We start from the raw sequence: 24,230 nt of genomic DNA on the forward strand, positions 1-24,230 counted from the left end.
TTGCGGCCCTGGTCTACGTTTCGAGCGTTCCTTTCGACGGACTGGACGTGGGCGGACGCTCATTACCCTTCTTGTTGGGTCTAGTCTACTTGTCGCTATCTTTCATTGAACGGCTCTCAAGCCGACAACCTGCTCAAGGGCCGGGGCTACGTCAGACGCTTCCATCTTTCATCTTCTTGTTCTTATGTTCTGTTTCATACTTTTGGAGCGTCGACCCAGAGCTGACACTTGCGCGAGTTGTGACGCTCGCAACTGTTCTCGTCACCTCCTGGTTTCTTTCGGGCGACATCATTCATCTCGAGGATAAAGTTCCAATGGCCTTTCTGGCCGGAACAGTGTTAGCGAGCGCTTTCGTGCTGCTTGCGCCGGCAGCAAGTGACTCGCGTCGTACGGCTAACGGCAATGCTAACGACGTGGCAATGGCAATCGTCATGGGCTTGGGGTGCGCCCTTTACCTACTTCTAAAAGGCCGTCGCCGAAACAAAATCGTTGCCGTGGCATCTCTCCCCCTCTTACTAACAGCTGGCATCGCGACCGGTTCAAGAACGGCCGTATTCGGCGCGGCAGGTATCGTGCTCGTCGTGACATTCGTAGCGATTGGCCAGAGACGATGGGGCCAGCTCGCGGGCGTTATTTCAGCCATTCTGGTGCTAATTCTAGTTGTTGATTCCTTACCCAAGGCCCTAATCCCCGAGCGTCTATCATCGATCGGGGAAGCACTGCAATCGGGAAATCTAAGCAATCGTACGATAATTTGGGACGCCATCCTTGAACGCGGTTGGGATATGGTTGGCGTTGGTGCGGGTGCAAGTCCATCCTACTTAGGTGGCCAACTAGGCTTTTCCACCGTTGCGCATAACGTGTTCTTAGGTGTGCTCCTAGAGACTGGCGCGCTTGGCCTGATGGTATTTGGCTGGCTCCTCGCGCGCCTAGCTTTGGATGCGCGCAATTCGAGGTTCAGCTCACTGATTCTGTTCTTGGCCCCGGCCGTCGCGGCGGGCTCGCTGGCTCTCACTCTGGAAGCGCGCCGTATGTTGTGGCTTGTTATTGCCTTGTCTTGGAGTCAAATCTATGCGGATCGACGTGAAGCCCGACTATGAAGCTGAAACCAGTTGTTGCGCTATATGCTCCGGTCAATGTAATTGGAGGAATTGCCACTTGGGCCAGGTTGGTGATCGAAGTCCTCGGCGAAGACTTCACTTTTGTCGTGGTTGACACCGCCCAGCATTACATGGACCTTGGTCAAACCAGTTTCTCGCGTAGGCTCATTTTTGGCACCAGGGATGCTGCCACTCGCATCTTTGAGACACTTAACCTCGTTTCGCGTAAAACCCGCCCGAACGTTGCCTACATTGCGGCGGCCCCGAGCTTAGGCTTTTGGGTTCGCGATATGCTCTTGATCCACGTCTTGGCATCTTTTCGCGTCCCCATAATCGTCCACCTTCACGGCGGCGACACCGTAGGGTTTTTCGGGAGGGGACGAGTGTCGCGGTGGTATGCACGATTGTCTTTATCCCGGGCTTCCAAGGTCGTGTCCATTACGCCTGACATCTATGCGGAACTAGTGGATGTACTTGGCGATGAGCGGTCTGCCTATATACCCAATATGCTTGCTACTACGGACGTGGCAGTTCGAAGACCGGCGCCTTCACGGAAGGACGGGTGTCGGAGCATGGTCGTGCATGTGGGTTGGCAGTCGATCGCAAAGGGCAGCCTTGACGTCGTCGAAGTTGCGAGATTAATGCCTCATTTCGATTTCGTGCTTGTTGGCGGGGTGCCCGTAGACTTTGCAGGCCGCTTGGATCGTGCTGTAGGCGATGTGGATAACGTCCTGATCGCAGGACCAATGACTCCGACAGATCTCGACAGACTTTACGAACTGGCAGACGTGCTCTTGTTTCCGTCAATCTCCGAGGGCTTCCCGATGGTTGTTCTAGAGGCCATGTCTCACGGCTTACCCGTAGTGGCTACGGATGTGGGCGCGATCAGGGAAATGATCGGTGCCAACTCTGCGGACGCTGCCGGTTTGGTGGTCTCGAGAGATGATTCGACATTTATTCAGTCTTTGGTTAAGGCAGTGGAACGAGCCGTACTAGACGAGTCCTTCGCTTCCGCGGCGCGAGCTTCAGGACCTCAACGGGTTGCACGCCTTTATTCAGTCGAATCTGTCATGCCTCGGCTCCGACGTGTAATCAAGGATCTATGCTGAAGATTTTCCAGTCGCGTAACTACGATATACCTCAATTGTTTCAAGGGCCACGCGGGAAGGCTCGTATCGGATCGCCTTGCTTCTGCGCCCTGCTGCCTGCGAATCATCATAAAGCGCCAACCCTTGTGTAAGGGGGCCGGCTAGATCGGAAGCTAGAGGAGTTACGACGCAACCTGGCGCTTGGTGAAGCATATTGGGGATATCGCCCACACCTCGAGCCACAACTGCCGTCCCTGAGGCTAATGCTTCGGCAACCGCCATAGGGGCGTTTTCTTGGATGGACGGGTGAACGAGAACGGCTGCGCTCCTGAGCAAAGATGCCATTTCAAGGGTGGACATCTTTCCTGCAAAGTGCACTGCCGACAGCACGCCCAGCTCTCTTGCAAGCTCAACGCAATATTTACCGTATTCCGAGTCTACGCCCGAACCGGCGAATACTATCTGGGCCCCCGAATAGTCTGCCTTGATTTGGCGAAGTGCTTTGATTGAGTCGTGCACTCGTTTTAGCGGGTTGATAATGCCGGATTGAACCAGCAGTGATGGGTCGCGAGTAACTACAGGGTCGCCTGCGCAAAAGAAGTCTTCATGCAATGCGTTGGGGATATGGTGCGAGTTCGCTCCGAGTCGCAGCGCAAGCTGGTGCTGCCGCTGAGATATCGAAATCACTCGGCGCGCCGCTAGGCGGGGAAGCCCCTCTAGGAGTCCCGTAGCGACTGTCCTGGGGAGACGAGATGTCCCGGAGGAGTTTGCCCATGTGTCTCGCTCTGCCATGCCATGAACGGTCAGGACCGACTTGCGAAGTCGAATGGCTACTGAGGCGAGGCCTTGGACATGGACAATGTCCGCCGACTCCCTGGACGCCAGGTCGTAGAGCTCGCCATGCAGATCCGTTCGCCACCCCTTAAACCCACTTCTTTGTGGGACATATATCGCTTCACCGAAGGAATGCGAGACAACAGTTCTGGAATCCGAAGTGCTGTATGCCACGACTGATATCTCGATTTGTGGAGAAACCTTTGCGATGCCGTGAATAAGATTCACGGTCGCAGCCTCCACTCCACCACTTGGCGTGCCGATGTCTTGGGGAAACGGGCCAACCATTGTGATTCGCACTTTGTGCCTCAATCCCCGGCGTAGGGGCGGATTCCCGCCCACACGTGGTGGCGGCGCGCAGTCGATACTAGAAATCGAACGACTCGATGCGACGTATCCTGAATGAAGTAGTCGTTCGGTATGCGTCGTGTGGGCTCGGTTTTGCTTAGATCTCCTGTCGCAAGTTCGATAGCCTCAATGAGGTTGTCCGGAGATAGGCCGGCCATCATGATCCCCCCGGTGTCCAGGGCTTCGGGTCGTTCAATCGATTCGCGAAGTGTGACTGCAGGGAAATCAAGCAATGTCGACTCCTCGGCTATGGTTCCCGAATCCGAGAGGACGCATGCGGCGTGGAGTTGAAGGTGGTTGTAGTCGTGAAAGCCGAACGGCTCGTGGAAATCAACTCCATCTGGCTCATCCCAGTTGGGCAAGGCTTCCAGGCGTTTTCGCGTTCGAGGATGGGTGGACACCAGGATCGGAAGATCGAACTTGTCCCTGACAGCGATCAAACACTGCAAAAGCATGCCCAGCCGCTCCGGAGAGTCCACGTTCTCCTCGCGGTGGGCGCTGACGAGGAAGTAGCCTCCAGAGGCTAGTTGTAGGCGTTCTAGGGCGTCGGACGATCGGATCTCCGCTTCGTACGCAGCGAGCACCTCGCGCATCGGTGAACCCGTGAGAAGGATTCGTCGAGGGTGCAGGCCCTCTGACAACAGGTTGCGGCGAGCGTGCTCGGTGTAGACCAAATTGAAGTCCGCCACGTGGTCAACGAGCCGGCGGTTGGTCTCCTCAGGGACGTTCTCGTCGAAGCATCGGTTGCCGGCCTCCATGTGGTAGACGGGGATTCGCATCCTCTTGGCCATGACCGCAGCGATACAGCTGTTCGTGTCGCCAAGGACCAGCAGCGCGTCGGGTCGCTCGTCGAGGAGCACTTGCTCGGTCTTGATCAGCGTGTCCCCCAACACGCGTCCCAACGAGCTGGTGTCGACGCCGAGCATGTGATCGGGTTGACGAAGCCCGAGGTCTCTGAAGAAGACCTCGTTGAGTGTGAAGTCGTAATTCTGTCCCGTGTGAACGAGGATGTGCTCCACAGACTCGTCTAGGCGCTTGATCACCTGTGACAGCCGGATCAGTTCCGGCCTCGTCCCTACGATGGTCATGACCTTCAGCATCAGGCTCGTACCAGCTCTTTCACATAACGGTTCATTTGGCGCCCCTGCGTGGTCGTGTAAGACCCCCGCAACTCCCACCCCTGATGTGAGTAGAAGGCGTTGACGCGCTCGTTGCCGAGTGCGTCGGTGTCCAGGAAGGCATGCTTCGCTCCGCGCTCGTGCGCCGAGAGTTCCCATCCTTGCAGGAGGCGCACGCCCTGCCCGGATCCCTGAAGGTCGGGAGAGAGGCAGATCGAGCTGAGTAGCGCTCCTTGCCCCGTTGAGTCCGCTCCCCCGCGATAGGCCACGGCTCTCAAGAGGCGAGGTGCCGCAGAAGGTCGGGTGACCACGGTCCTCGCAGCCGCAGCGGCGAACCCGTGCCACCGCCGTCGAAGAAGACGACTGTAGAACCCACGCGGCTCGGTCGTGCCAACCACACAACCTAGCGGGCGCCCCGTGGCGTCGCGGAGGACGACAGCAACCGCAGTCGGGTCCTCCACGTGACCGCGGTAGAACTGCCGGAGGAAAGGTTCGCCCAATTGTGTGAGGAAGAATCCGGGAAACGCTTCACGGTGCAGGCGGGCCACCTCCGCCACGTCATCCGACGTGAGAACGTCCAGACGTGTCTCGGTCACGCATCCACCTGCAGGTGCACTTTCTCCCAGTAGGTGTCCGGCCACTCAGGATTGAAGAGCTCGTTTGACCAGAACTGCGTCAGTACTTCGGTGTCTCCGATGTTCGTGATGTTGTGGAGCCACATCGTGGGCATGTCGACGATCACAGGCTTGGAACCGTCGACTTCGAACGTGATCACCTCGTCGGTGAAGAGGCGACGGAGAGAGATGGCGGCACGGCCGGAGAGGACGACAAAGCGCTCGACCTTGCGCAAATGGAAGTGGTCTCCCCGGGTGGCGCCAGGGATCGTCGTCGACACGAAGGTTTGTCCTTGGCTGCTGTGGGTTCGCACGGTCTCAACCAACTTGCCGCGAGCATCCTCATTCGACGTGAGCCCGATCGGGTAGTGCGTCGGGAACAGAGCGGCCCGAAGGGTGTTGAAGAGGTCGAGCTCAAGGTCGTCGGCGATCGGAGGAACATCTCCGGTGGCGTAGGTTGCGCGCTGCGACGAAAGGGTGTCGAAGACTCCCTTGACCGTGGTCATGGTGCCTTGGGGTCGCAGAACCGAACTCGTGGAGGTCAGCGCCTCGATGAGGGAGGCAGCGGCTCCCTGCACGTGCAGCAGCTCGACTTCGCGATCTGAGATCTCGGGAATCTCACCTTCGACCACCGCTTGCACGAAGGTCGCGACGAAGGAGTTGTACTTCGGTCGGCCGTGTTCGCCGAAGAGATTGGGGAGCAAGACGTCCACGAAACGGACGCGGGTCTCCTTGGCGAAGTCGGAGAGAATCTTCGCAGCTCGTTCCTTGCCGTCGCCGTACGGCGTTCCGTTGCCGGCTTGGATCGAGTTGGCGAAGATGATGCGTGGAGTGGCGCCCGACTCGCGCAGCCCGTCAGCCAGCTCGTGCGCCAGGTTGATGTTGCCATTTCGAACTTCGTCATCACTGCCGGCCCTGTTTACTCCAGCCATGTGGATGACGGCGTCGGCGTCAGACAGCACTTCGGCGAGTCGGTCCCAGTTCGAGCGGTCGACGACATCCACCTGGTGCTGTGTCAGCGCCTGCAGGCGGACTCTGGTATGCCAGCCGAGGAAACCGCCCGCTCCAGTCAGAATGATCTTCATGTGCCAACTCCCTGGTTTGTGTTCATCTCTGAGTGGTGCTGTGGATCAGATTCCCGGCCGACACTCGCGGACCCGACTCGGCCGCGTCCGTGAGGAGCGCCTCGACACGAGCCACTCCCTCTCGGACTGAGAACGTGCTGTCGTAAAACGCGCGTGCGCGGTCCCCCAAGGGCGCCAGCCCAGGCCTGCCCAAACCCAGGGCGGCCAGAATCGCCGCCGCGATTGACCCGACGTCCCCTGGTCGCGCGAGGAAGCCAGCCCCCGACGCCGAGACCACCCCCGCCACGTCGCCCTCCGCAGCGACGATCAGGGGCTTACCTGCCGCGAGGGTTGCCTGGGTCTTGCTCGGCATGGTCAGGTGCGACAACGCGTGCGATCGAAGGCCCACGAAGTTCACGTCCGCGGTCGCCATCAAGTCAGTCATCTCGTCTTGCGTCACTCGACCGATGAAACGCACGTTGGACAGGCCTTCGGCCTGAGCCCGCAAAGCTGCCTCGGTCACCCCTGAGCCCGCCATCAGGCACACGAAACGAGGGTCGGAGATCTGCCGGCATGCCTCGATCAAGGACTCCAAGCCCTGCGCTTCACCCATGGCTCCGGCGTAGAGAAGCACGATGGCGTCGTCATCGATGCCGAAGGTCTTCCGCATGCTGGTGCCACCTGGTCTGAAGATGCCCTCATCCGCCCACATCGGCACGTAGTGGAGTTTGTGCCGCGGCACACCCCGCCCTTCGAGCGTCTCCCCGACGCTCGGAGAGATGTACGCCACCGAAGAGGCTGAGCCATACATCGAACGACACCAACGTTCGAGGCCGGCGGCGAGAACTCGACCAGCGCGACCCTCTGATGCGAAGCCGCCTGCAAAGAGGGTGTCTGGCCAGAGGTCGAGCACGTGCACGACCGACGGAACGCCGAAGGCATGGCGTGCCACGAGCTGCGCTCCGGCGACCGTGATGGGCGAGTAGTTGACCCACAGGGCATCCAGCCCCCGAAGGGCTGCCCCACCGCTGACCATCGCTGAGACGCCGAAGGAGCCGTAGTTCATCATGCGCTTCAACGTCGACGCATCGTGGCTCGCGTACAAGGCGACTCGATGAACGTCGACCCCATCTACACGTTCGGTGGTGTGGCGTCGGACGCGGTAGCCCTCGGAGACCTGGCCAGTGGGGTAGTTGGGGAAGCCGGTGAGCACCTGGACGTCGTGTCCGCGAGCCGCAAGTCCTCGCGCCAGGACGCCGGGCAGAGCCGCGGGACCCGGCTCGGGGTCGAACCACTGGGTGAGGAGCCCAATGCGCAAGGCCTCACTCCGTCCCCGATGGTGCTCGCGTGCTGACTCGGAGCAGAAACCCGCCCCGACTCGGCATATCCTACAGAAGTTCGCATAAGCCGTAGTAACCGTGAAGAGGACGTCGTGGTAGCAATCGAAGAGTTCCTGCCGTTCGCGCTACCGGACATCGGCGACGAGGAGATTGCTGCTGTCGTCTCCTCCATGCGCTCCGGGTGGCTGACCACCGGTCCCAGTGCGGCGGCCTTCGAGCGCGAGTTCGCGGACTTCGTCGGTGGCGATGTGGAGGCCGTGTGCGTCAACTCGGCAACCGCTGGGCTGCACCTTGCGCTCGAGGCGTTGGGCATCGGACCTGGCGACGAGGTCATCGTCCCGACCTGGACCTTCACTGCCACGGCGGAGGTCGTCCGATACCTGGGCGCTCACCCAGTCATCGTCGATGTGGAAGAGGACACCTTCAACGTCGACTTCGACGCCGCCAAGCGCGCGGTCACGGACCGCACCAAGGCCATCATCCCCGTCCACTTCGCGGGTCTGGCTGTCGACCCATACGCCATCCGCCGGTTCGCCGACGAACACGACCTGCTCGTCGTTGAGGACGCCGCTCATGCTCTCCCCTGTGTGGGCGCCGGCACGATGGTGGGCGCCGGCGAATCGGATGCCGTCGTCTTCAGCTTCTATGCGACCAAGACGATCACCACGGGCGAAGGCGGCATGGTGGTGACCCGGAACAAGGACGTCGCCGCGCGTCTGCGCACGATGCGCCTCCACGGCATCAACCGCAACGTGTTTGATCGTTATCGAAGCACCAAGCCCTCCTGGCACTACGAGGTCGTCGCGCCTGGCTACAAGTACAACCTGACTGATCCCGCAGCAGCGATGGGGCGCGTACAGCTGGGCCGAGCGCGGTCCATGCGGGACCGACGTGCCGAGCTCGCGGCGCGATACGACGCCGCTCTTGCGGACCTCCCGGTCAAGCTGCCCACTCACGCCGGAGCGGAGGACCTACATGCATGGCACCTCTACGTCATCCGTCTGCAGGAGAGCTCCCGGGTCGACCGCAACCAGTTCATCGAGGAGATGGCCCGGCTCGGAGTGGGAACCAGCGTTCATTTCATCCCGCTGCATCAGCATCCCTACTGGCGAGACGCCTACGAGCTTCGCGACCGGGACTTCCCGGTGGCGTCGCAGAACTTCACGACGTCGCTCAGCCTGCCGCTCTTCTCCTCGATGACTGATGCCCAGAGTGACCGCGTCATTGCCGCCGTACGCACCGTGCTCGCGTGATGCTCACCAAACAAGGCTCGTCCGCGCTCAGCAAACGTGCTCTTGACGTCACTGCCTCGGTCTTGGGCCTGGTCTTGACCTCACCCGCTCTGGGTGTGATCTGCGCGGCCATCAAACTGGACTCCCCTGGGCCGGTGCTCTTTCGGCAGGACAGGGTGGGAAGGGGCGGACGCACCTTTCGGATCCACAAGTTCCGCACCATGCGAGCGAGCCATGATGGACGCTTGGTCAGCGGCACGGGTGATGTCCGCGTCACGCGCGTAGGACGGGTGCTACGCAAGAGCAAGCTGGACGAACTTCCCCAGCTGCTCGACGTACTTCGTGGGGACATGAGCTTGGTCGGGCCAAGGCCCGAGGTGCCGGTCTATGTAGCGCAGTGGCCTCCGGAGATGCGCGACCTGATCCTCTCGGTTCGGCCTGGGATCACCGACCCTGCGAGCATCGAGTTTCGCAACGAGGCGGACGAGCTGGCCGCAGCTCCGGACCCCGAGACCTACTACGTGCAGGAGTTGCTGCCTCGAAAGACGGCCGCCTACGCGCAGTACGTCAGGACGCGCTCGTTCACCAAGGATCTTGTCGTTCTCGGTCAGACTCTGCGTGCGGTCATCTCCGGATGACCACCCGCATGGCCGGGCGAATCACGTGGTCATCGCTCCACTCCGCAAACCACTCTGGGTGGAGAAGGCTTCCCTCTGCATGACCTCCAGCGCCTCATCTGCTCTTTGCATCGGATGGTCCAGAACGAGAGACGGGGCCATCTGTGGAACGCCGACGCTGTCCACGAGAGGGTGGTCTGTCTTGCGACGTTCCTCCGTCGGCGAGAACAACTCCTCGCCCAACTTCTCGCCGGGGCGTAGGCCTGTGAAGACGACATCGATGTCGCGGCGGCCACTCATCCGGATGAGGGTCTCGGCTACCTCGAGAATCTTGACCTGTTCCCCCATCTCGAGCACCATCACCTCGCCGTCGACGCCGATGGATGCCGCCTCGAGCACGAGCTGGCAGGCTTCCGGGATGAGCATGAAGTAGCGGCGTACGTCCGGGTGGGTCACCGTGATCGGACCGCCCATCTCGATCTGCGCGGTGAACGCGTGCACAACTGAACCGCGAGAACCCAGGACGTTGCCGAAGCGTACCGACACGTAGCGCCCGCTGGCCCTTCCCGCGAAGTCGGCAGTGAGACGCTCGGCGAGGCGCTTGCTGTAGCCGAGGACGCACGTCGGGTTGGCGGCCTTGTCGGTGGAGATGTTGACGAAGGTGGAGACGCCCACGGCCTCGGCAGCGGTGAGGACGTTGAGGGTGCCGATGACGTTGCTCTTCCACGCCTCGAGTGGATGCGCCTCGAGCAGGGGAAGGTGCTTGAGCGCGGCGGCGTGGAAGACGACCTCGGGGCAAGCGCGCTCGAAAGCCTCGGCGAGCGCCTCCGGGTCACGGATGTCGGCCAGAATGAGGTCGTCCGAGTCGAGCAGGCCGTGACCGGACAGGCTCATCTCCGTGCCCTGAAGTCCTGACTCATCGCGGTCGAGCATGAAGAGGCGCGAGGGACCGAAGCGTGCGATCTGCCGGCACAGCTCAGAGCCGATGGACCCACCGGCCCCGGTGACCAGGACGCGGCGTCCGGAGATCTGCTCGGCGATCGCGGTCGTGTCGAGCTCGATAGGACGGCGGCCCAGCAGGTCGGCGACGTCGAGGTCACGCAGGTCGTTGGGCGTCGGGCGCCCGCCCATGATGTCCTTCAGGGGCGGCAGGCTCACGACGTCGAGGCCGGCATCGGCCGCTCGAGCAGCGAGGTCACGCAGGGTCGGCGCCTCCGCGTTGGGCAGGGCCAGGACGAGCGTGTCAGCCTTGAAGCGCTCCGCGATCGCCGCGATGTCATCACGCGTGCCACGGACGCGCAGGCCCTCGAGCCGCAGGCGGTGCTTCGAGGGGTCGTCGTCGAGGAGAGCCACCGCCACGAAGGAGCCCGCGCCGTCATACTTCATGCTGCGCAGGAGGCGACGACCGGCCTCGCCCGCGCCGAAGACGATGGCACGTCGCTCGGCGGCCGTCTGCATCGCCTTGTGGGACCGCACAGTGCGGACGACGAAGCGGAGGGCGAACATCGTGGCAATCGCGAGGGCCCCTGCAGTGAGCGGGACGCCGCGCGGGATCACGGGGGGCGACACGACGAGCGACCAAAGGAAGAGCAGGGCCGTCACGATTGCCGTGGAGGTGGTCAGCTCGACGATCTCCTCGAAGGAGCCAAGGACGTGGCTGATCGAGTAGGGACCGACGAGGTAACCAGCGAGCATCTGGCCGACCATCGCCGCGAAGGCGAACATCGCAGTGCCTCGCAGGAAGTTCTCGTCGAGCGCGAAGTCGAGGCGGATCCACAATGCGGCGAACAGCATCACAAACCACATGAGGGCGTCGACCGCAGCCCAGCCAAGTCTGATCCAACGAGCCCTGCGTAACTGCGCTGTCACCCTGTACCCACCACGATTCCCTGACGTCCCTGAGCGCACGTGTCCTGCGCGATTTCGCGGCGGCGAAGACGACGCCCTAGGCCCACCAACGGCACCCCGGTGTCATACCGGTCAAATCACGCGCACCTGAAGGATAGCCGTGAATTGGTAAAGAGCCTGACATGTCTGGCACGTGGACGAGTCGCAGGAGTCGGAGCCTCGCTCAACTCGGGCGGCACTCCAACTCCACTACGCTGCGAGCACCGGGGGACTCCCGGGTGGTTCGGCCTCGACGACCCCACTGGAGGAGCCCGATGTACACCCCCAAGATGAGTTCGCGCCTCGCGGTCGAGGCCCTCGGGACCTTCTGGCTGGTCTTCATCGGCTGCGGGTCGGCCATCTTCAACGCGAAGTTCGCCGTGCAGGCCCTCGACGGCCAGTCGGTCCAGCTGGGCATCGGCCACCTCGGCGTCGCCATCGCCTTTGGCCTCGCCGTCACAACCATGGCGTATGCCGTGGGACACGTCTCGGGAGCCCACTTCAACCCGGCCGTCACCATCGGCATCGCCGTCGCGAAGCGCTTCGAGTGGCGCGACGTCCCGGCCTACGTCGGCGCGCAGCTGGTCGGTGGCCTCCTGGCAGGAGGGGCGCTCGCGGGCCTGCTGTCCTCGACCGGTCGGCCGGTGACGGGCAACCTCGCGGCCAACGGCTTCGGCGACCACTCCCCCGGCGGCTTCGCCCTCGGCGGCGTGCTCATCGTCGAGGCCCTCGTGACGGCCTTCTTCGTCTACATCATCCTCGGCGCGACCAAGGACGACGCCCCCAGGGGTTTCGCGCCGCTCGCCATCGGCTTCGGGCTGCTGCTGGCGCACCTCGTCGCCATCCCGATCAGCAACGCCTCGATCAACCCGGCCCGGTCGACCGCCGTCGCCTTCTTCAACGGCAACGGGGCCGTCGGACAGCTCTGGGTCTTCTGGGTCGCGCCGGTCGTCGGCGGCCTCATCGCCGGCTCGACCTTCGCCTGGATCACCGGCGAGCGCCGCGACGACATGGACATCAGCGGCTCGACCGACATGGTCGACAACGCGGCGGTCGACGCCGAGGGACGCCCGATCCTCGACGTCGACTCCACCGACTGAGCCGGTTCAGGCCTTCGCGGCGAACATCCCCAACCGGTCGGCCGCGAGCAGCGGGAACACCGTCGACGACGACAGCTTCGCCCGCTGCTCGAGGGCCTCGGCGAGGATCGTGCGGTAGTCGGTCGTGCCCGCGAGGTCGCCGTTGTCGAGGTTGGCGGCGGCCAGGCCCGGCCAGCGGCCGTAGACCTTGCCTCCGCGCACGCCGCCGCCCATGAGAGGGCCCGCGCCACGTGCGACTCGAGCAGGTCCATCATGACGGTCCACTGGTCGCCGCCCTCGAGCTTCTCGCGGACCTCCCACGTCTTCCACGCCAGTCGCGGCCAGCGCTTGAGCACGGCGTCCATGGTCGCGTCCGGGACCTTCGTCAGCGGCGCCAGCTGAGCGTCGAGCCAGGCCGTCGTCCCGGTGGCGCGGACCTCGGCGACGAGTGCCGGGGTCGGGCCGAACGTGGCGCGGCGGAGCAGGTGCAGCACGGGATCGGTCGTCGTGGCGGCCACCATCGCGCTCGGCGCCGACGTCGTCGCGGCCGAGGCTCGCGTCCCCGAGGCCACGGCGAGCGCGGCCCCGCCGCCGAGCGCGGAGAGCACGCGTCGCCGCGCCGGCGAGGCTCCGGGCAGTGAACCGGGAAGGTGCGCGTCCATGCTCCCGACGGTACGGACCGGTTGGGGCCGAGGGGCCGAATCGGACATTTCAGTCATCGGGGCCGTCGCGACCCCGTCAGCAGCAGATCTGAAGCAAGAGTCTTCAATCGACGCATATGAAGTTATGATCTTCATATGACTCAACGTGAGAGCACGGCTTCACCGGTGGCGCTCATCGGCGACATCGTCGAGTCCCGGACCCACCGGCAACGCCAGGCGTTGCACGACGCCTTCGAAGCCGCCATCGCCCGCGCCAACACGCAGGTGCCGATCGAGGACCCTGCCGTCATCACCGTGGGAGACGAGTTCCAGGGCGTCTACCCCACGCTCGGCGCGGCCCTGCGGGCGAGCTTCGTCGTGCGAGCCGAGCTCTTCCCCCGGGCCGACATGCGCTTCGGCCTCGGGCGCGGGGCGGTCTCGACGCTGGACCCCGTGCGCGGCATCCACGACGGCCCGGCCTACTGGGCTGCTCGCGAGGCCATCACGACCGCGGAGGACCGAGCGCAGCGAGCGCAGACGCGGACGTCGCGGACGGCATACCTCGCCCCTGACGAGCCCGAGGCCACGGTGGCAGCGGTCCGCGCAGCCCTCGATTGTCTGGACTTCATGGTTGGCTCCATGTCGACCACCTCACGCGAGATCCTCGGAGGACTCATGCACGGCCTCGCCCAGCACGACGTCGCAGACCGGGTCGGCATCAGCCCGTCCGCGGTGTCGCAGCGCGTGCGCCGCGACGGCATCGGGGTCGCGCTCGAGGCGATGGCGACGCTCGGGGGCCTGCCGTGACCTGGCTGTCCGTCGTCCTCGTCGGCCTCGGCGTCGGCGACATCGTCCGGTCGACCTCGTGGCGGCCGGGCCGCGTCGTCGGGCACGTCGTCGCGCCCGTCGTCATCCTGGCGCTCGCCCTGCTCGCCGGGCTGAGCTCCTGGGCCGACCTGCTCGCCCTCGTCCTCGCCGCCGCCGCGGGGGCGGCCTGGGCCGAGCTGTCCCGGCGCACCCAGATGACGGGGCGTGCCGCGCTCGCGGCGCTCGCGGTCTTCGCCGGCACGGTCGTCGGCCTCCTCGCCTTCTCCGGGGCCGCGTCCCACCCCGGCGGGGTGCTGGCCACGTGGCTGGCGTGGGCCGACCTGCCCGGTCACGGTCCGCTCCCGGTCGGGCGCGTGCTGCTGTTCACCGGGCTCGCGCTCTTCAACGTCGCGACGGCCAACATCATCGTGCGCCTCGTCCTGCTCACCATCGGCGCCCTTCGCCCCTCCGACGTCACCGACGCGAATGCCGCCGCGGCGGCCGCAGCCGCACTCGCCGGCAGCGCCACTCCCCCGGCCCAGGGCCAGCCCGCCGACCGGCTCAAGGGCGGCCGGCTGCTCGGGCCGATGGAGCGGCTCGTCATCCTCGGGCTCGGCGTCGCCGGGGAGTTCGGGGCCGCCGGTCTCGTCATCGCCGCCAAGGGGCTGCTCCGCTTCCCCGAGATCCAGGCGGCCGCCCGCGGCAACGGCGCAGCAGCCACCGGCTCCGGTCCGCACGGCTCCTATCCCGGCGGTCCGGCGGGCATCGACGACGTCACCGAGTACTTCCTCGTCGGCAGCTTCGTCAGCTGGCTCATCGCCCTGGGCTCCCTCGCCCTCACCGTCTGACACCGTCCGAGGCACCCACCGGGGCCTGCGCGTGATCGTCGTCACGCCGCCCGTCCCCACGTGCGGACGGGCCCCCGCGGAGCACGGATGCGCGTCCGGCCGAGCACACCCGCACTGGTAGCGTCGGAGCGTCCAGCGCCACACCGATGTGAAGGGCCTACCTGTGAGCACTACCCCCGTCAAGGTCGCCGTCACCGGCGCCGCCGGCCAGATCGGCTACAGCCTCCTGTTCCGCATCGCGAGCGGCGCCCTCCTCGGGCCCGACACCCCGGTGGAGCTGCGTCTGCTCGAGATCACCCCCGCGCTCAAGGCGCTCGAGGGTGTCGTCATGGAGCTCGACGACTGCGCCTTCCCGACGCTCGCCGGCGTGCAGATCGGCGACGACGCGACGAAGGTCTTCGACGGCGTCAACCACGCCCTCCTCGTCGGCGCGCGCCCCCGCGGTCCGGGCATGGAGCGCGGTGACCTCCTCGAGGCCAACGGCGGCATCTTCGCCCCCCAGGGCAAGGCCCTCAACGAGGTCGCGGCCGACGACATCCGCATCACCGTCACCGGCAACCCGGCCAACACCAACGCGCTCATCGCCATGAGCAACGCCCCCGACATCCCCACCGAGCGCTTCTCGGCCCTGACGCGCCTGGACCACAACCGCGCGATCAGCCAGCTCGCCGCCAAACTCGGCGTGCCGGTCACCGAGATCAAGAAGATGACGATCTGGGGCAACCACTCCGCCACGCAGTACCCCGACCTCTTCCACGCCGAGGTCGGCGGCCGCAACGCCGCCGAGGCCGTCGGTGACCAGGACTGGCTCGCCGGCACCTTCATCCCGACCGTCGCCAAGCGCGGCGCGGCGATCATCGAGGCGCGCGGTGCGAGCTCGGCCGCGTCGGCCGCCTCGGCCACCATCGACCACGCCCGCACGTGGGTGCAGGGCACGGCCGACGGCGACTGGGTCTCGATGGCCGTGCGCTCCGACGGCTCCTACGGCGTGCAGGAGGGTCTCATCTCCTCCTTCCCCGTCACCGTCAAGGACGGCGCGTGGAGCATCGTCCAGGGCCTCGAGATCGACGACTTCTCGCGCGGCAAGATCAACGCCTCGGTCGCCGAGCTCGCCGAGGAGCGCGACGCCGTCAAGGGTCTCGGCCTCATCTGAGCCGACCGCTCACGTCGAAGGGCGCCGTCCACCGCGAGGTGGGCGGCGCCCTCGTCGTGCAACCGGCCTGAGCCCCGGCCGACCGCAGGCGTGTCAGCGGGAGGAGCGGCTGACCTGGGTCCGGTCCGGCCCGTCGGCTCGGAGGTTGACGGTCGCCGAGGCGACGAGCACTCCGAGACCCAGGGCCAGCAGGATGGCGACGTCAAGACCTCGGGAACGCACGTTGAGCCCGCCAGCCCTCCGTGCCGGACGCGCGACGAGCCGGATCAGCGCCCCCACGAAGAAGGCGGCGGCCATGATGCGGCCACCCCACCGCACGTCGAGGAAGGCGATGACGAACACACCCGCAGCGGCCAGGCCGGCAACGAGATACCACCAGCCGAGGACGACGAAGCCGCTACCTCGCCACTGCATCGGGGCCGACTCAGACGCCCGTGGCGGTCGAGGCCGCCATCTGGGCCTCGGCTGCCTCGACGATGTTGGTGAGCAGCATCGCGCGCGTCATCGGACCCACGCCGCCGGGGTTGGGGCTGACCCAGCCGGCCACCTCGGCGACGTCGAGCGCGACGTCGCCGGCGATCTTGCCGTCCACGCGGCTGACACCGACGTCGAGCACCGCGGCACCCGGCTTGACCATGTCCTTCGTGACGATGCCGGGCACCCCCGCCGCCGCGATGACGATGTCGGCCTGGCGCACCTCGGCAGCCAGGTCCTTGGTGCCGGTGTGGCACAACGTCACGGTCGCGTTCTCGCTCTTGCGCGTCAGGATGAGGCCGAGCGGGCGGCCCACCGTCAGGCCGCGGCCGATGACGACGACCTTGGCGCCCGCGATCGGCACCTCGTGCCGGCGGAGCAGCTCGATGCAGCCCATCGGCGTGCACGGCAGCGGCGCGTGCTTTCCGAGGGCGAGCCAGCCGAGGTTCATCGGGTGCAGGCCGTCGACGTCCTTCGACGGGTCGACGCGCGAGAGCAGCGCCATCTCGTCGAGACCCGTCGGCTGCTGCACGAGGAAGCCGGTGCACGCGGCGTCGGCGTTGAGCTCGTCGATGGCGGCCTCGACCTCGGCCTGGGTAGCCGTCGCCGGCAGGTCGCGCCGCAGGCTCGTGATCCCCAGCTCCGCGCAGTCCTTGTGCTTGGCGTTGACGTACCAGTGGCTGCCCGGGTCGTCGCCGACGAGGACGGTGCCGAGTCCCGGAACGACCCCCCGCTCACGCAAGCGGGCGACCCGCTGGGTCAGCTCCACCTTGATCGCCTTGAGGGTGGCTTTGCCGTCGAGGATCTGTGCCGTCACGAGGGACATCCTGCCACCCCGGGTCGCGACACGTTCAGGTCAGGTCGCCGAGGGGCACCTTCGGGTCGGCGAGGCGGTCGCGGTCCACGACCGCGCGGTCGCGCACGAGGCGCTGCACGTCGTCGATGGTGTCCCACACGTTGACGTGCATGCCCGCGAGCACCCGGACGCCGTCACCTTCGGGCACCACCCAGAACGCCATGAACTCGTTGCTCGACGGCTCGCCGCGCAGCACGACCTCGGCGTCGCTCCCGCGGGGGACGTAGCCGGCGTACTCCAGCCCGATGTCGTACTGGTCGGAGAAGAAGAACGGGATCGGGTCGTAGGTGACGTCCTGGCCGGCCATGGATCGGCCCGCCGCCAGCCCGCCGTCGTTGGCGTTGGCCCAGTGCTCGACGCGGACGTGCGTGTCGAGCGCGGTGCTGCGCCAGCTCGCGACGTCGCCGGCGGCCCACACGCCCTCGGCCGAGGTGCGCAGCGCCTCGTCGGTCGTGATGCCGTTGGCCGTCCCGATGCCGGCGCCCTCGGCGAGGCCCGTGTTGGGGGTGATCCCGACTCCCACGACGACCGCGTCGGCGGGGACGGTGTCGCCGGACTTCGTGACGACGCCCGTCACGGACGTCTCGCCCTCGAGGCGCTCGACACCCTCGCCGAAGCGGAACTCGACGCCGTGACCGCGGTGCAGGTCGGCGAACCACCCGCCGACCTGCTCGCCCATGACCCCGAGGAGCGGGGCCGCCTGCGGCTCGATGACGGTGACGCTGCAGCCCGCCTCGCGGGCGGCCGCGGCGACCTCGAGACCGATCCAGCCGGCACCGACGACGACGATGCGGGCACCGTCCGTGAACCGGGCCTTGAGGGCCTCGGACTCCTGCATCTCGCGGAGGTAGAGCACGCCGTCGAGGTTGGCGCCGGGCACGTCGAGCGCACGGGCCGACGACCCGGTGGCGATGAGCAGCTTGTCGTACGAGAGCGACCCGCCGTCGGCGAGGGTCAGCGCGTGCTTCTCGGCGTCGAGCGAGGTGGCCGGCGTGCCGAGGCGCAGCTCGACCTTCTGCTCGGAGTACCAGTCGCGGTCGTGCGTGTAGGCGGTCTCCATCTCGTCCTCGCCCTTGAGCACCGCCTTGGACAGCGGCGGCCGCTCGTAGGGCAGGCGGTCCTCCTCGGTGACGAGGACGATCTCGCCGTCGCTGTCGGTCTCCCGGATGCCCTCGACGGCCTTGGCCGCCGCCAGACCGCCGCCGACGATGACGTATGCCGTGCGCTCCTGCTGTCCGTCCGTGTCAGTGCTCATGAGCACACCTTCACATGCGAGCAGGTGCCCGTCGAGACCTGCCACCCTCCCCGTCGAGTGGCCCCGTCGTCACACGGTCGGCGCGTGCCGTCGAGCGACGGAGGAGGGTCCGGGGCCACTCGACCCGAAGATGTCGGGTCAGGAGGTCGGGTCAGGAGGTCCAGGCTCGCCAGAGGGCGGCATACTCCCCGTCGCGGACGACGAGCTCGTCGTGGCTGCCGAGCTCGGCCACCTGCCCGTCGATGACGACCGCGATGCGGTCGGCATCGTGCGCGGTGTGCAGGCGGTGCGCGATGGCGACGACCGTGCGGCCCGTGAGCAGGGCGTTCATCGACCCCTCGAGGTGACGAGCGGTGCGCGGGTCGATGAGCGAGGTCGCCTCGTCGAGGACGATCGTGTGCGGGTCGGCGAGGATGAGACGGGCGAGCGCGATCTGCTGCGCGCGCCCCGGCGTCAGCACCTGGTGTCCCGAGCCGAGCTTGGTGTCGAGCCCGTCGGGCAGCCGCTCGACCCAGTCGAGCGCGTCGACGGCACGGAGCGCCTCGCGGACCTGCTCGTCGGACGAGCCCTCCCGCGCGAGCACGACGTTGTCGCGCACCGAGCCGATGAAGACGTGGTGCTCCTGCGTCACGAGCGCGACCTCGGTGCGCAGCGCGTCGAGGGGCAGCGACGTCAGCTCGACGCCCCCCACCGTGACCGAGCCGGTACGCGGACCGTGGATGCCGGAGAGCAGACGCCCCAGCGTCGACTTGCCCGAGCCGCTCGGCCCGACGATGGCCAGCCGCTCCCCGGTCGTGAGGTCGAGGTCGATGCCGTGCAGCACGTCGTGCCCGGGCCGGTAGGCGTAGCGCAGGTCGGTGCCGACGAGCTCGGGCCCGGTCGGCCGGTCGTCGGCCGCCTCGCGGTCGGGCGGCACCGTGGCGATGCCGAGCAGACGCGTCGTCGAGGCGATGCCCACCTGCACGCGGTCGACGGTGTGCACGAGCATGTCGAACGGGCCCCAGAGCGCCTCGGTGTAGAGGATCGCGGTCGTGATCTGTCCGAGCGTGGCCCAGCCCTGCGCATACCCGATGGCCCCGAGCAGGAGCACGAGCACACGCGGGAGGCTGAAGGCGACGTCCATGACGACGAAGAGCAGGTTGCGCAGCGTCATCGTGTAGCGCTCGGCCTGCCCCGAGACCTCGATGTCCTCGTCACCGCGGCGCAGGCGGTGGCCCGAGAGCCCGAGCGCCTCGACGGTGCGGGCGCCCTCGACCGTCTCGGTGAGCGCGGTGTTGATGCGGGAGTAGGTCCCGCCCTCGGTGAGGTAGCCCTTCGGCGCCCGCGTCAGGTAGCGGCGCACCTGGAAGAGCGCGAGTGACATGAGCACGATCGACGGGAGCGACAGCAGTGCCGAGTTGCTCAGCATGGCGACGAGCGTCAGGACGACGGTGATGCTCGCGACGATCGCCTCGGGCAGGGCCCAGCGCACGCTCTCGCTCATCGTGCCGACGTCGCGCGTGACGCGCGTGACGAGGTCGCCGGAGCTCGCGCTCTCGACGCGCGACAGGGGCAGACGCAGGATGGCGCGGACGATGTACTCGCGTGCGGTGGCGAGCACGCTCTGGCCGAGGACGGTCGAGGAGAACTTCGCGGCGAGCGTGAAGCTGCTCTGGACGACGACGAGCCCGGCGACCACGAGCGCGGCCGAGTTGGCCCCGGCCAGCGCGGCGTCGACCCGGCCGGCCCGGACGTCGGCGACGGTCGAGTCGACGAGCTCGCCGAGCAGCCGCGGGACGAGCAGCCCGGCGGTCGCGGCGAGCGCGTTGGCGACGATGACGGCGACCACGAGCAGGCACTCCTGCGAGAGGAGGTCGCGAAGGAATCGGACGACGCGCCGGTTGTCGGCGATGGGCAGACCGGTGCGGGCGTTCATCGTGTCGGCGACGAACTCCTGCGCGCGACGCTCCCGGAGCAGGTGACGGCGGCGCAGCGCGGCGATGCGCTCGACCACCGACGCCGAGTCCGGCGGGTGCAGCTCCTCCGGGACGGCGGGGGTCACGGTCGCGGCGTCCCACGTGCGTGCCGACTCGGCGGCCAGGGCCTCGGGCAGCAGGGAGGACCGGTGCGCGGAGGTGGGCTGGACCGCGCCGAGGGGGGTCGCCGGGGCTCCGGTCGTCTCGACCGAGCTGTCGGCGCGGCTCATGATGACTCCTCCGAGAGGTGCGTGAGGGCGGCCGGGTCGGGGTCTGCGCCGCGCACGACCACGGAGCGGTAGGCCGCCGAGTCCGCCAGCAGGTCGGCGTGCCGCCCGTGGGCGGTGGCCACTCCGGACTCGAGCAGGATGACCTCGTCGGCATGGTGGAGCAGCAGCGGCGACGCGGTCATGACGACCGTCGTGCGCCCGGCGCGGTGCTCGCCGAGGCGGGCGGCGATCCGGGCCTCGGTGTGCGCGTCGACGGCGGAGGTGGGCTCGACGAGGACGAGGATGTCGGCGTCCGCCGCGAGGGCGCGCATGAGGACGAGCCGCTGGCGCTGCCCACCGGACAGGCCCCGACCACGCTCCTCCAGCTCTCCCTGCCAACCGCCGGGCAACGCGTCGAAGACGTCGTCGGCCGCCGCGGTGTGGAGGGCGCGCTCGGCCTGCTCGCGGGTCAGCCGGCCCAGCGGGTCGACGGCCGAGCGCAGCGTCCCGGCGAAGACCTGTGGCGAGGTGTCGCTGACGAGGATGTGCCGGCGGACGTCGTCGAGCTCGACGCGGGACAGGTCGACCCCGCCGACGGTGACGCCCCACGGCTGGCGAGCGCGCTCCTCGTCGCGCCGGGCCTGCTCCTCGCGGGCGCGGGCCCGGGCCGAGCGCTCCCGGCGCGCCGCCCGGCCCTTGAGCTCTTCGGGGATCTCGTCGCTGACGAGCGCTCCCTCCTCGCTGGGCAGGTAGCGCCCGAGTCGGTCGGCGAGGGCGGCCGAGTCGTCGGGCACGGCCGAGACGACCATCGTCAGGACCCCGGGGCGGATGCTCGCCCCGGACTCGGCGTCGACGATGACGGCGGAGGTGTCGAGGGAGGCCGGCTCGTCCGGGTGCACCCACGGCGGACGCTGGGAGAAGACGGCGATCGCCTTGCGCGCCGAGACGACCGAGCGGGTCCACTTCTGGGCGAACTCGACGAACGTGCGCATCGGCTGGATGAGGAAGAGGCCGTAGCCGAGGAAGCTGACGAGCTGCCCGACGGACAGGCGCCCCTGCGCGACCTCACGCGTGCCGAGCCACATCAGGGCCACGACGAACCCGCCTGAGAGCAGGACGCCGACGGACTCGACGGCCGCGAGCCAGCGCCCGGCCGCGACCCCCGACTGGCGCACGCGCTGCGACTGTCCGGCGTAGTTGCCGCCGAACGTCTCCTCGCCGCCGATCCCGCGCAGGATGCGCAGGCCGCCGACGATGTCGGTCGCCATCGACGTCAGCTCCGAGTTGCGCGAGCGCTCGACGCCCTGCCATCGCTGCATCGGACGCAGCAGCGGCGTGCCGAGCAGCACGAGCAGCGGGGCCGACACGAGCACGAGCACGCCCATGCGCACCGACGTGCTCAGCACGATGGCGGCCACGACGAGGTAGGCGGCGAGCTGCGAGATCGCCCGGGTCGTGATCTCCATGAGGGCGCCGAACTGGTCGCCGTCGCTGCCCGAGACGGACAGCACCTCACCAGTGGGGGTGCGCCGCGTGAGCACGTGGCCGAGCTGCAGCGCCTTGCGCGTCACGAGCTTCGTCGTGCCGTACAGGGCGATGAGCCACTCGCGCACGATGACGGTGTGGAAGGCGATGCCGCTCGCCGCGCCGAACACCGTCACGGCCGCCAGGGCCAGCACCCACCGGGTGGTGGACGCGGAGTCGCCCGCGACGATGCCGGTGTCGATGGCCCGCCCCACCATCCAGGGGCCCACCGTCTGCGGCACCATCCAGATGAGCGCCACGAGCAGACCGACCCAGAACAGGCCGCCGTTCTGCCGCACCATCCACCAGAGGAAGGCCCGCGGCGAGCGGGTGTCGGGCGCGTCGGCGCCGCGGTCGGTGTAGGCCCGGGTCTCGGGCGGGAAGTCTCGCATGGCCTGTCCACCCTAGGTGGGTGCACCGACCGGCCCCCACCCATTTTCCCGACGATTCGCCCAGGGCGGACCGGGCTCGTCGTGGCTCGTCGTGGCTCGTCGTGGCTCGGCGTGCTGTTCGCGCTGCTCCTGCTGCTCGCCCTGGCCTGCCGGGCGCGGCGCTGTCGGCTCAGGCCGTGGCCACCGGGCCACCGGTGCCCGTGCCCGTGCTCGCCGAGGCCCCGACCGATGCGAGGTTGCCGCGGGCCGGGTGCGCGTGGCCCATCGGTCCGGCGGCCATGGCGTGGAAGAGGTTGCTCGTGACCGTCCGGGCGAAGGCGGCCGCACGCGCGTCGATGCGCGGCCTGCTCCGTGCGCCCCGCATCCCGGCGGTCCAGGCCAACGTGCCCACGGAGAAGACACCGGCGCCGCCCGCCGTGGAGTAGTACGTCATGTCCGAGTGGGTGTCGGCCTTGCGGAACTGCGGCACCGGCGAGTGCGCGACGATCTGCAGGTTGGTGGGAGTGCCCGCGATCGGGTAGGCGCGGTCGATCTCGGTGGCGACGAGACCGGCATACGTGCCCCCGCGGACCGCGCCCGTGCCGGCGAGGAGGAAGAAGCCGGGGTCGTGCACGACGAGGTCGGCCTCGGCCGGGAACGCCTCGTAGAGCATGCCGGTCAGCGAGTTCTCGGGATCGGGGTGCGGTGCCTGCCGCCACTGCGCCGTCGTCTCGGCGCTGCCCCGCTGCGGGTCGGCCGTCGCGGATTTGTAGCACGTGACGAGCCGGCCGTCGGTCGAGAGGCGGGCGCGCCAGTAGACGGCGTTGGCCCCGAGGAAGGCGAGGTTGACGCCGGCGTCCCGGGCCGCCTCGACGTGCCGGCGCATGGGGACGGTCCAGTACTCGTCGTGGCCGGGCGAGACGAGGCCGTGGGCCCCGGCGAGGAGGTCGGGCTCACGGTGCAGGTCCACCGACGTGACGTAGGCCAGGTCGAGGTCGAGGCCCTCGGCGACGAGGACGACGCCCTGCTCGTAGGCCAGGACGAGGGGCGCACCGTTGCGGTCGTAGGGCCGGTCGAACGTCACCGCGCTCGCCCGCGTCGCGAAGCTCTTGTCGGGGCCCTTGTAGAGGGAGTAGCCGCCCCACTGGTTGTACGCCTGGTGGGTGGTGACCGCCGAGACGAGCACGAGGCGACCGGCGGTCGTGCGGGAGCGGACGACCATCGGCACGTACTTCGCCCGGCCGCCGGCCTCGAGCAGCAGCAGGTAGCTGCCCTCGGGCCACCCGTCCGTCCGGATGCGCAGGGACTCGGGCCAGGTGCACCGCACGGTGTGCAGGCCGTCCGTGGCCGGTCCGGGCTGCCGGTGCGCCGGAACCGCGCCGGAGGCCCAGACCTCGCGGGCTCCCGTGCCGCCGTAGCTGCCGAGGCGGTAGGCCCGGACCGTCACGGGACCCAGGGCCGAGCTGAGGTGCAGGCCGAACGTCTCGCCGGGCAGCACGCTCACGGTGTCGGTGTAGCCGGCCAGCTCGGTCTCCGAGGCGAGGTGCGCCGGGTCGATGCGCCAGGCCGTCGTGCCCGCCCGCGCGTTCTCGGCACGGACCCAGCCGGGACCCCCGGCTGGTGCCGCGGTCGCGCCCGAGGACGCAGAGCCGCCCGAGGCGGAGGGCGTCGTCGTACCGGCCGGCCCCGAGCCCGTCGCCGCCGGCGACCCGCCGCCCGTGCACGCGCCGAGCGCCAGCGCCCCGGCCCCGGTCAGGAGGGCTCGCCTCGACGGTCCCCGGGCTCCGCTCGTCTCCCCCATGACCTGAGCCTAGGA

General features: G+C 67.6%; 21 protein-coding genes and 1 pseudogene. 8 read left to right on the forward strand and 14 right to left on the reverse strand.

Annotated elements, in window-relative coordinates:
* Positions 1 to 239: 239 nt before the first annotated feature.
* Together TAE01_RS07475 and TAE01_RS07480 are read left to right on the forward strand one after the other, a co-directional pair.
* Positions 240 to 1,100, forward strand: coding sequence for an O-antigen ligase family protein (locus TAE01_RS07475; RefSeq protein WP_147065006.1), 861 nt, complete (start codon positions 240 to 242; stop codon positions 1,098 to 1,100).
* Entirely contained in the window at positions 1,097 to 2,209 is a 1,113-nt protein-coding gene (locus tag TAE01_RS07480; protein ID WP_147065008.1) for a glycosyltransferase family 4 protein, read from the forward strand. Before TAE01_RS07475 ends, TAE01_RS07480 begins: the two co-directional genes overlap by 4 nt.
* On the opposite strand, the gene TAE01_RS21180 is transcribed toward TAE01_RS07480, so the two are convergent.
* From TAE01_RS21180 to TAE01_RS07505, 5 genes are read right to left on the reverse strand one after another with little or no spacing between them, the layout of a single operon-like run.
* Positions 2,201 to 3,310 carry a glycosyltransferase family 4 protein gene (locus tag TAE01_RS21180; protein ID WP_371860830.1) on the reverse strand — a complete coding sequence of 370 codons (1,110 nt, stop codon included), beginning with the start codon at positions 3,308 to 3,310 and terminating at the stop codon, positions 2,201 to 2,203. The genes TAE01_RS07480 and TAE01_RS21180 overlap by 9 nt on opposite strands.
* Before the next feature lie 20 nt (positions 3,311 to 3,330).
* Positions 3,331 to 4,470 carry a non-hydrolyzing UDP-N-acetylglucosamine 2-epimerase gene (wecB, locus tag TAE01_RS07490; RefSeq protein WP_147065012.1) on the reverse strand — a complete coding sequence of 380 codons (1,140 nt, stop codon included), beginning with the start codon at positions 4,468 to 4,470 and terminating at the stop codon, positions 3,331 to 3,333.
* The gene (locus tag TAE01_RS21185) at positions 4,470 to 5,129 is read right to left on the reverse strand and encodes a GNAT family N-acetyltransferase (protein ID WP_147065014.1); all 660 of its coding nucleotides are present in this window, start codon (positions 5,127 to 5,129) and stop codon (positions 4,470 to 4,472) included. Before TAE01_RS21185 ends, wecB begins: the two co-directional genes overlap by 1 nt.
* Complete coding sequence (locus TAE01_RS07500; RefSeq protein ID WP_147065016.1) at positions 5,081 to 6,187, reverse strand: polysaccharide biosynthesis C-terminal domain-containing protein; 1,107 nt, start codon at positions 6,185 to 6,187, stop codon at positions 5,081 to 5,083. The genes TAE01_RS21185 and TAE01_RS07500 overlap by 49 nt, the downstream gene beginning before the upstream one ends.
* A gap of 22 nt (positions 6,188 to 6,209) precedes the next feature.
* Positions 6,210 to 7,484, reverse strand: a complete 1,275-nt coding sequence (locus TAE01_RS07505) for a glycosyltransferase family 4 protein (RefSeq protein ID WP_147065018.1) — start codon at positions 7,482 to 7,484, stop codon at positions 6,210 to 6,212.
* Between the two features lie 114 nt (positions 7,485 to 7,598).
* On the opposite strand from TAE01_RS07505, the gene TAE01_RS07510 reads away from it, so the two are divergent.
* Complete coding sequence (locus TAE01_RS07510) at positions 7,599 to 8,759, forward strand: DegT/DnrJ/EryC1/StrS family aminotransferase (protein ID WP_281289273.1); 1,161 nt, start codon at positions 7,599 to 7,601, stop codon at positions 8,757 to 8,759.
* Positions 8,759 to 9,376: a sugar transferase gene (locus tag TAE01_RS07515; RefSeq protein WP_147065290.1), complete on the forward strand. Its 618-nt coding sequence runs from the start codon at positions 8,759 to 8,761 to the stop codon at positions 9,374 to 9,376. Before TAE01_RS07510 ends, TAE01_RS07515 begins: the two co-directional genes overlap by 1 nt.
* A gap of 21 nt (positions 9,377 to 9,397) precedes the next feature.
* Here the strand turns inward: TAE01_RS07515 and TAE01_RS07520 are convergent, their stop codons facing one another.
* Positions 9,398 to 11,263, reverse strand: coding sequence for a nucleoside-diphosphate sugar epimerase/dehydratase (locus TAE01_RS07520; RefSeq protein ID WP_246111206.1), 1,866 nt, complete (start codon positions 11,261 to 11,263; stop codon positions 9,398 to 9,400).
* A gap of 254 nt (positions 11,264 to 11,517) precedes the next feature.
* Here TAE01_RS07520 and aqpZ point away from each other — a divergent pair, with 254 nt between their 5' ends.
* Positions 11,518 to 12,342, forward strand: coding sequence for an aquaporin Z (gene aqpZ, locus TAE01_RS07525; RefSeq protein WP_147065020.1), 825 nt, complete (start codon positions 11,518 to 11,520; stop codon positions 12,340 to 12,342).
* Positions 12,343 to 12,348: 6 nt separating this feature from the next.
* On the opposite strand, the gene TAE01_RS07530 is transcribed toward aqpZ, so the two are convergent.
* Entirely contained in the window at positions 12,349 to 12,543 is a 195-nt protein-coding gene (locus TAE01_RS07530) for a hypothetical protein (RefSeq protein WP_186815094.1), read from the reverse strand.
* A gap of 71 nt (positions 12,544 to 12,614) precedes the next feature.
* Positions 12,615 to 13,118 (reverse strand): annotated as a pseudogene (locus tag TAE01_RS21190) (DUF1800 family protein); the annotation flags it as partial.
* On the opposite strand from TAE01_RS21190, the gene TAE01_RS07540 reads away from it, so the two are divergent.
* The 3 genes from TAE01_RS07540 to TAE01_RS07550 all read left to right on the forward strand — a co-directional run bounded on the left by TAE01_RS07540 (position 13,119) and on the right by TAE01_RS07550 (position 15,770).
* The gene (locus TAE01_RS07540; RefSeq protein WP_246111207.1) at positions 13,119 to 13,769 is read left to right on the forward strand and encodes a SatD family protein; all 651 of its coding nucleotides are present in this window, start codon (positions 13,119 to 13,121) and stop codon (positions 13,767 to 13,769) included.
* Positions 13,766 to 14,617, forward strand: coding sequence for a hypothetical protein (locus TAE01_RS07545; protein ID WP_147065022.1), 852 nt, complete (start codon positions 13,766 to 13,768; stop codon positions 14,615 to 14,617). Before TAE01_RS07540 ends, TAE01_RS07545 begins: the two co-directional genes overlap by 4 nt.
* 163 nt (positions 14,618 to 14,780) lie before the next feature.
* Complete coding sequence (locus TAE01_RS07550; protein ID WP_147065024.1) at positions 14,781 to 15,770, forward strand: malate dehydrogenase; 990 nt, start codon at positions 14,781 to 14,783, stop codon at positions 15,768 to 15,770.
* A 93-nt stretch (positions 15,771 to 15,863) separates the two neighbouring features.
* Here TAE01_RS07550 and TAE01_RS07555 read toward each other — a convergent pair whose 3' ends face one another.
* From TAE01_RS07555 to TAE01_RS07580, 6 genes are all read right to left on the reverse strand, one after another.
* Positions 15,864 to 16,184, reverse strand: a complete 321-nt coding sequence (locus tag TAE01_RS07555) for a DUF3017 domain-containing protein (protein ID WP_147065026.1) — start codon at positions 16,182 to 16,184, stop codon at positions 15,864 to 15,866.
* Between the two features lie 10 nt (positions 16,185 to 16,194).
* Entirely contained in the window at positions 16,195 to 17,061 is an 867-nt protein-coding gene (locus tag TAE01_RS07560; protein WP_147065028.1) for a bifunctional methylenetetrahydrofolate dehydrogenase/methenyltetrahydrofolate cyclohydrolase, read from the reverse strand.
* Positions 17,062 to 17,095: 34 nt separating this feature from the next.
* Positions 17,096 to 18,355: an NAD(P)/FAD-dependent oxidoreductase gene (locus TAE01_RS07565; RefSeq protein ID WP_147065030.1), complete on the reverse strand. Its 1,260-nt coding sequence runs from the start codon at positions 18,353 to 18,355 to the stop codon at positions 17,096 to 17,098.
* A gap of 151 nt (positions 18,356 to 18,506) precedes the next feature.
* Positions 18,507 to 20,540 (reverse strand): ABC transporter ATP-binding protein, encoded by a 2,034-nt coding sequence (locus TAE01_RS07570; RefSeq protein WP_147065031.1) that lies wholly within the window; start codon positions 20,538 to 20,540, stop codon positions 18,507 to 18,509.
* A complete protein-coding gene (locus TAE01_RS07575; protein WP_147065033.1) occupies positions 20,537 to 22,435 on the reverse strand; it encodes an ABC transporter transmembrane domain-containing protein in 1,899 nt (632 codons plus the stop codon). The genes TAE01_RS07570 and TAE01_RS07575 overlap by 4 nt, the downstream gene beginning before the upstream one ends.
* A 169-nt stretch (positions 22,436 to 22,604) precedes the next feature.
* The gene (locus TAE01_RS07580) at positions 22,605 to 24,215 is read right to left on the reverse strand and encodes a N,N-dimethylformamidase beta subunit family domain-containing protein (protein WP_147065035.1); all 1,611 of its coding nucleotides are present in this window, start codon (positions 24,213 to 24,215) and stop codon (positions 22,605 to 22,607) included.
* Positions 24,216 to 24,230: the final 15 nt, after the last annotated feature.

The organism is Terrabacter aerolatus, from assembly GCF_007991735.1.
Taxonomy (GTDB): Bacteria; Actinomycetota; Actinomycetes; order Actinomycetales; family Dermatophilaceae; genus Terrabacter; species Terrabacter aerolatus.

Excerpts from the sequence above, each read along its gene's own strand:
- TAE01_RS07540 (WP_246111207.1), top strand. The coding sequence starts at position 13,119 with ATGACTCAACGTGAGAGCACGGCTTCACCGGTGGCGCTCATCGGCGAC.
- TAE01_RS07580 (WP_147065035.1), bottom strand. The coding sequence starts at position 24,215 with ATGGGGGAGACGAGCGGAGCCCGGGGACCGTCGAGGCGAGCCCTCCTG.
- TAE01_RS21180 (WP_371860830.1), bottom strand. The coding sequence starts at position 3,310 with ATGGTTGGCCCGTTTCCCCAAGACATCGGCACGCCAAGTGGTGGAGTG.
- TAE01_RS07570 (WP_147065031.1), bottom strand. The coding sequence starts at position 20,540 with ATGAGCCGCGCCGACAGCTCGGTCGAGACGACCGGAGCCCCGGCGACC.
- TAE01_RS07515 (WP_147065290.1), top strand. The coding sequence starts at position 8,759 with ATGCTCACCAAACAAGGCTCGTCCGCGCTCAGCAAACGTGCTCTTGAC.
- TAE01_RS07575 (WP_147065033.1), bottom strand. The coding sequence starts at position 22,435 with ATGCGAGACTTCCCGCCCGAGACCCGGGCCTACACCGACCGCGGCGCC.
- TAE01_RS07555 (WP_147065026.1), bottom strand. The coding sequence starts at position 16,184 with ATGCAGTGGCGAGGTAGCGGCTTCGTCGTCCTCGGCTGGTGGTATCTC.
- TAE01_RS07565 (WP_147065030.1), bottom strand. The coding sequence starts at position 18,355 with ATGAGCACTGACACGGACGGACAGCAGGAGCGCACGGCATACGTCATC.
- TAE01_RS07480 (WP_147065008.1), top strand. The coding sequence starts at position 1,097 with ATGAAGCTGAAACCAGTTGTTGCGCTATATGCTCCGGTCAATGTAATT.
- aqpZ (WP_147065020.1), top strand. The coding sequence starts at position 11,518 with ATGTACACCCCCAAGATGAGTTCGCGCCTCGCGGTCGAGGCCCTCGGG.
- wecB (WP_147065012.1), bottom strand. The coding sequence starts at position 4,470 with ATGCTGAAGGTCATGACCATCGTAGGGACGAGGCCGGAACTGATCCGG.
- TAE01_RS07500 (WP_147065016.1), bottom strand. The coding sequence starts at position 6,187 with ATGAAGATCATTCTGACTGGAGCGGGCGGTTTCCTCGGCTGGCATACC.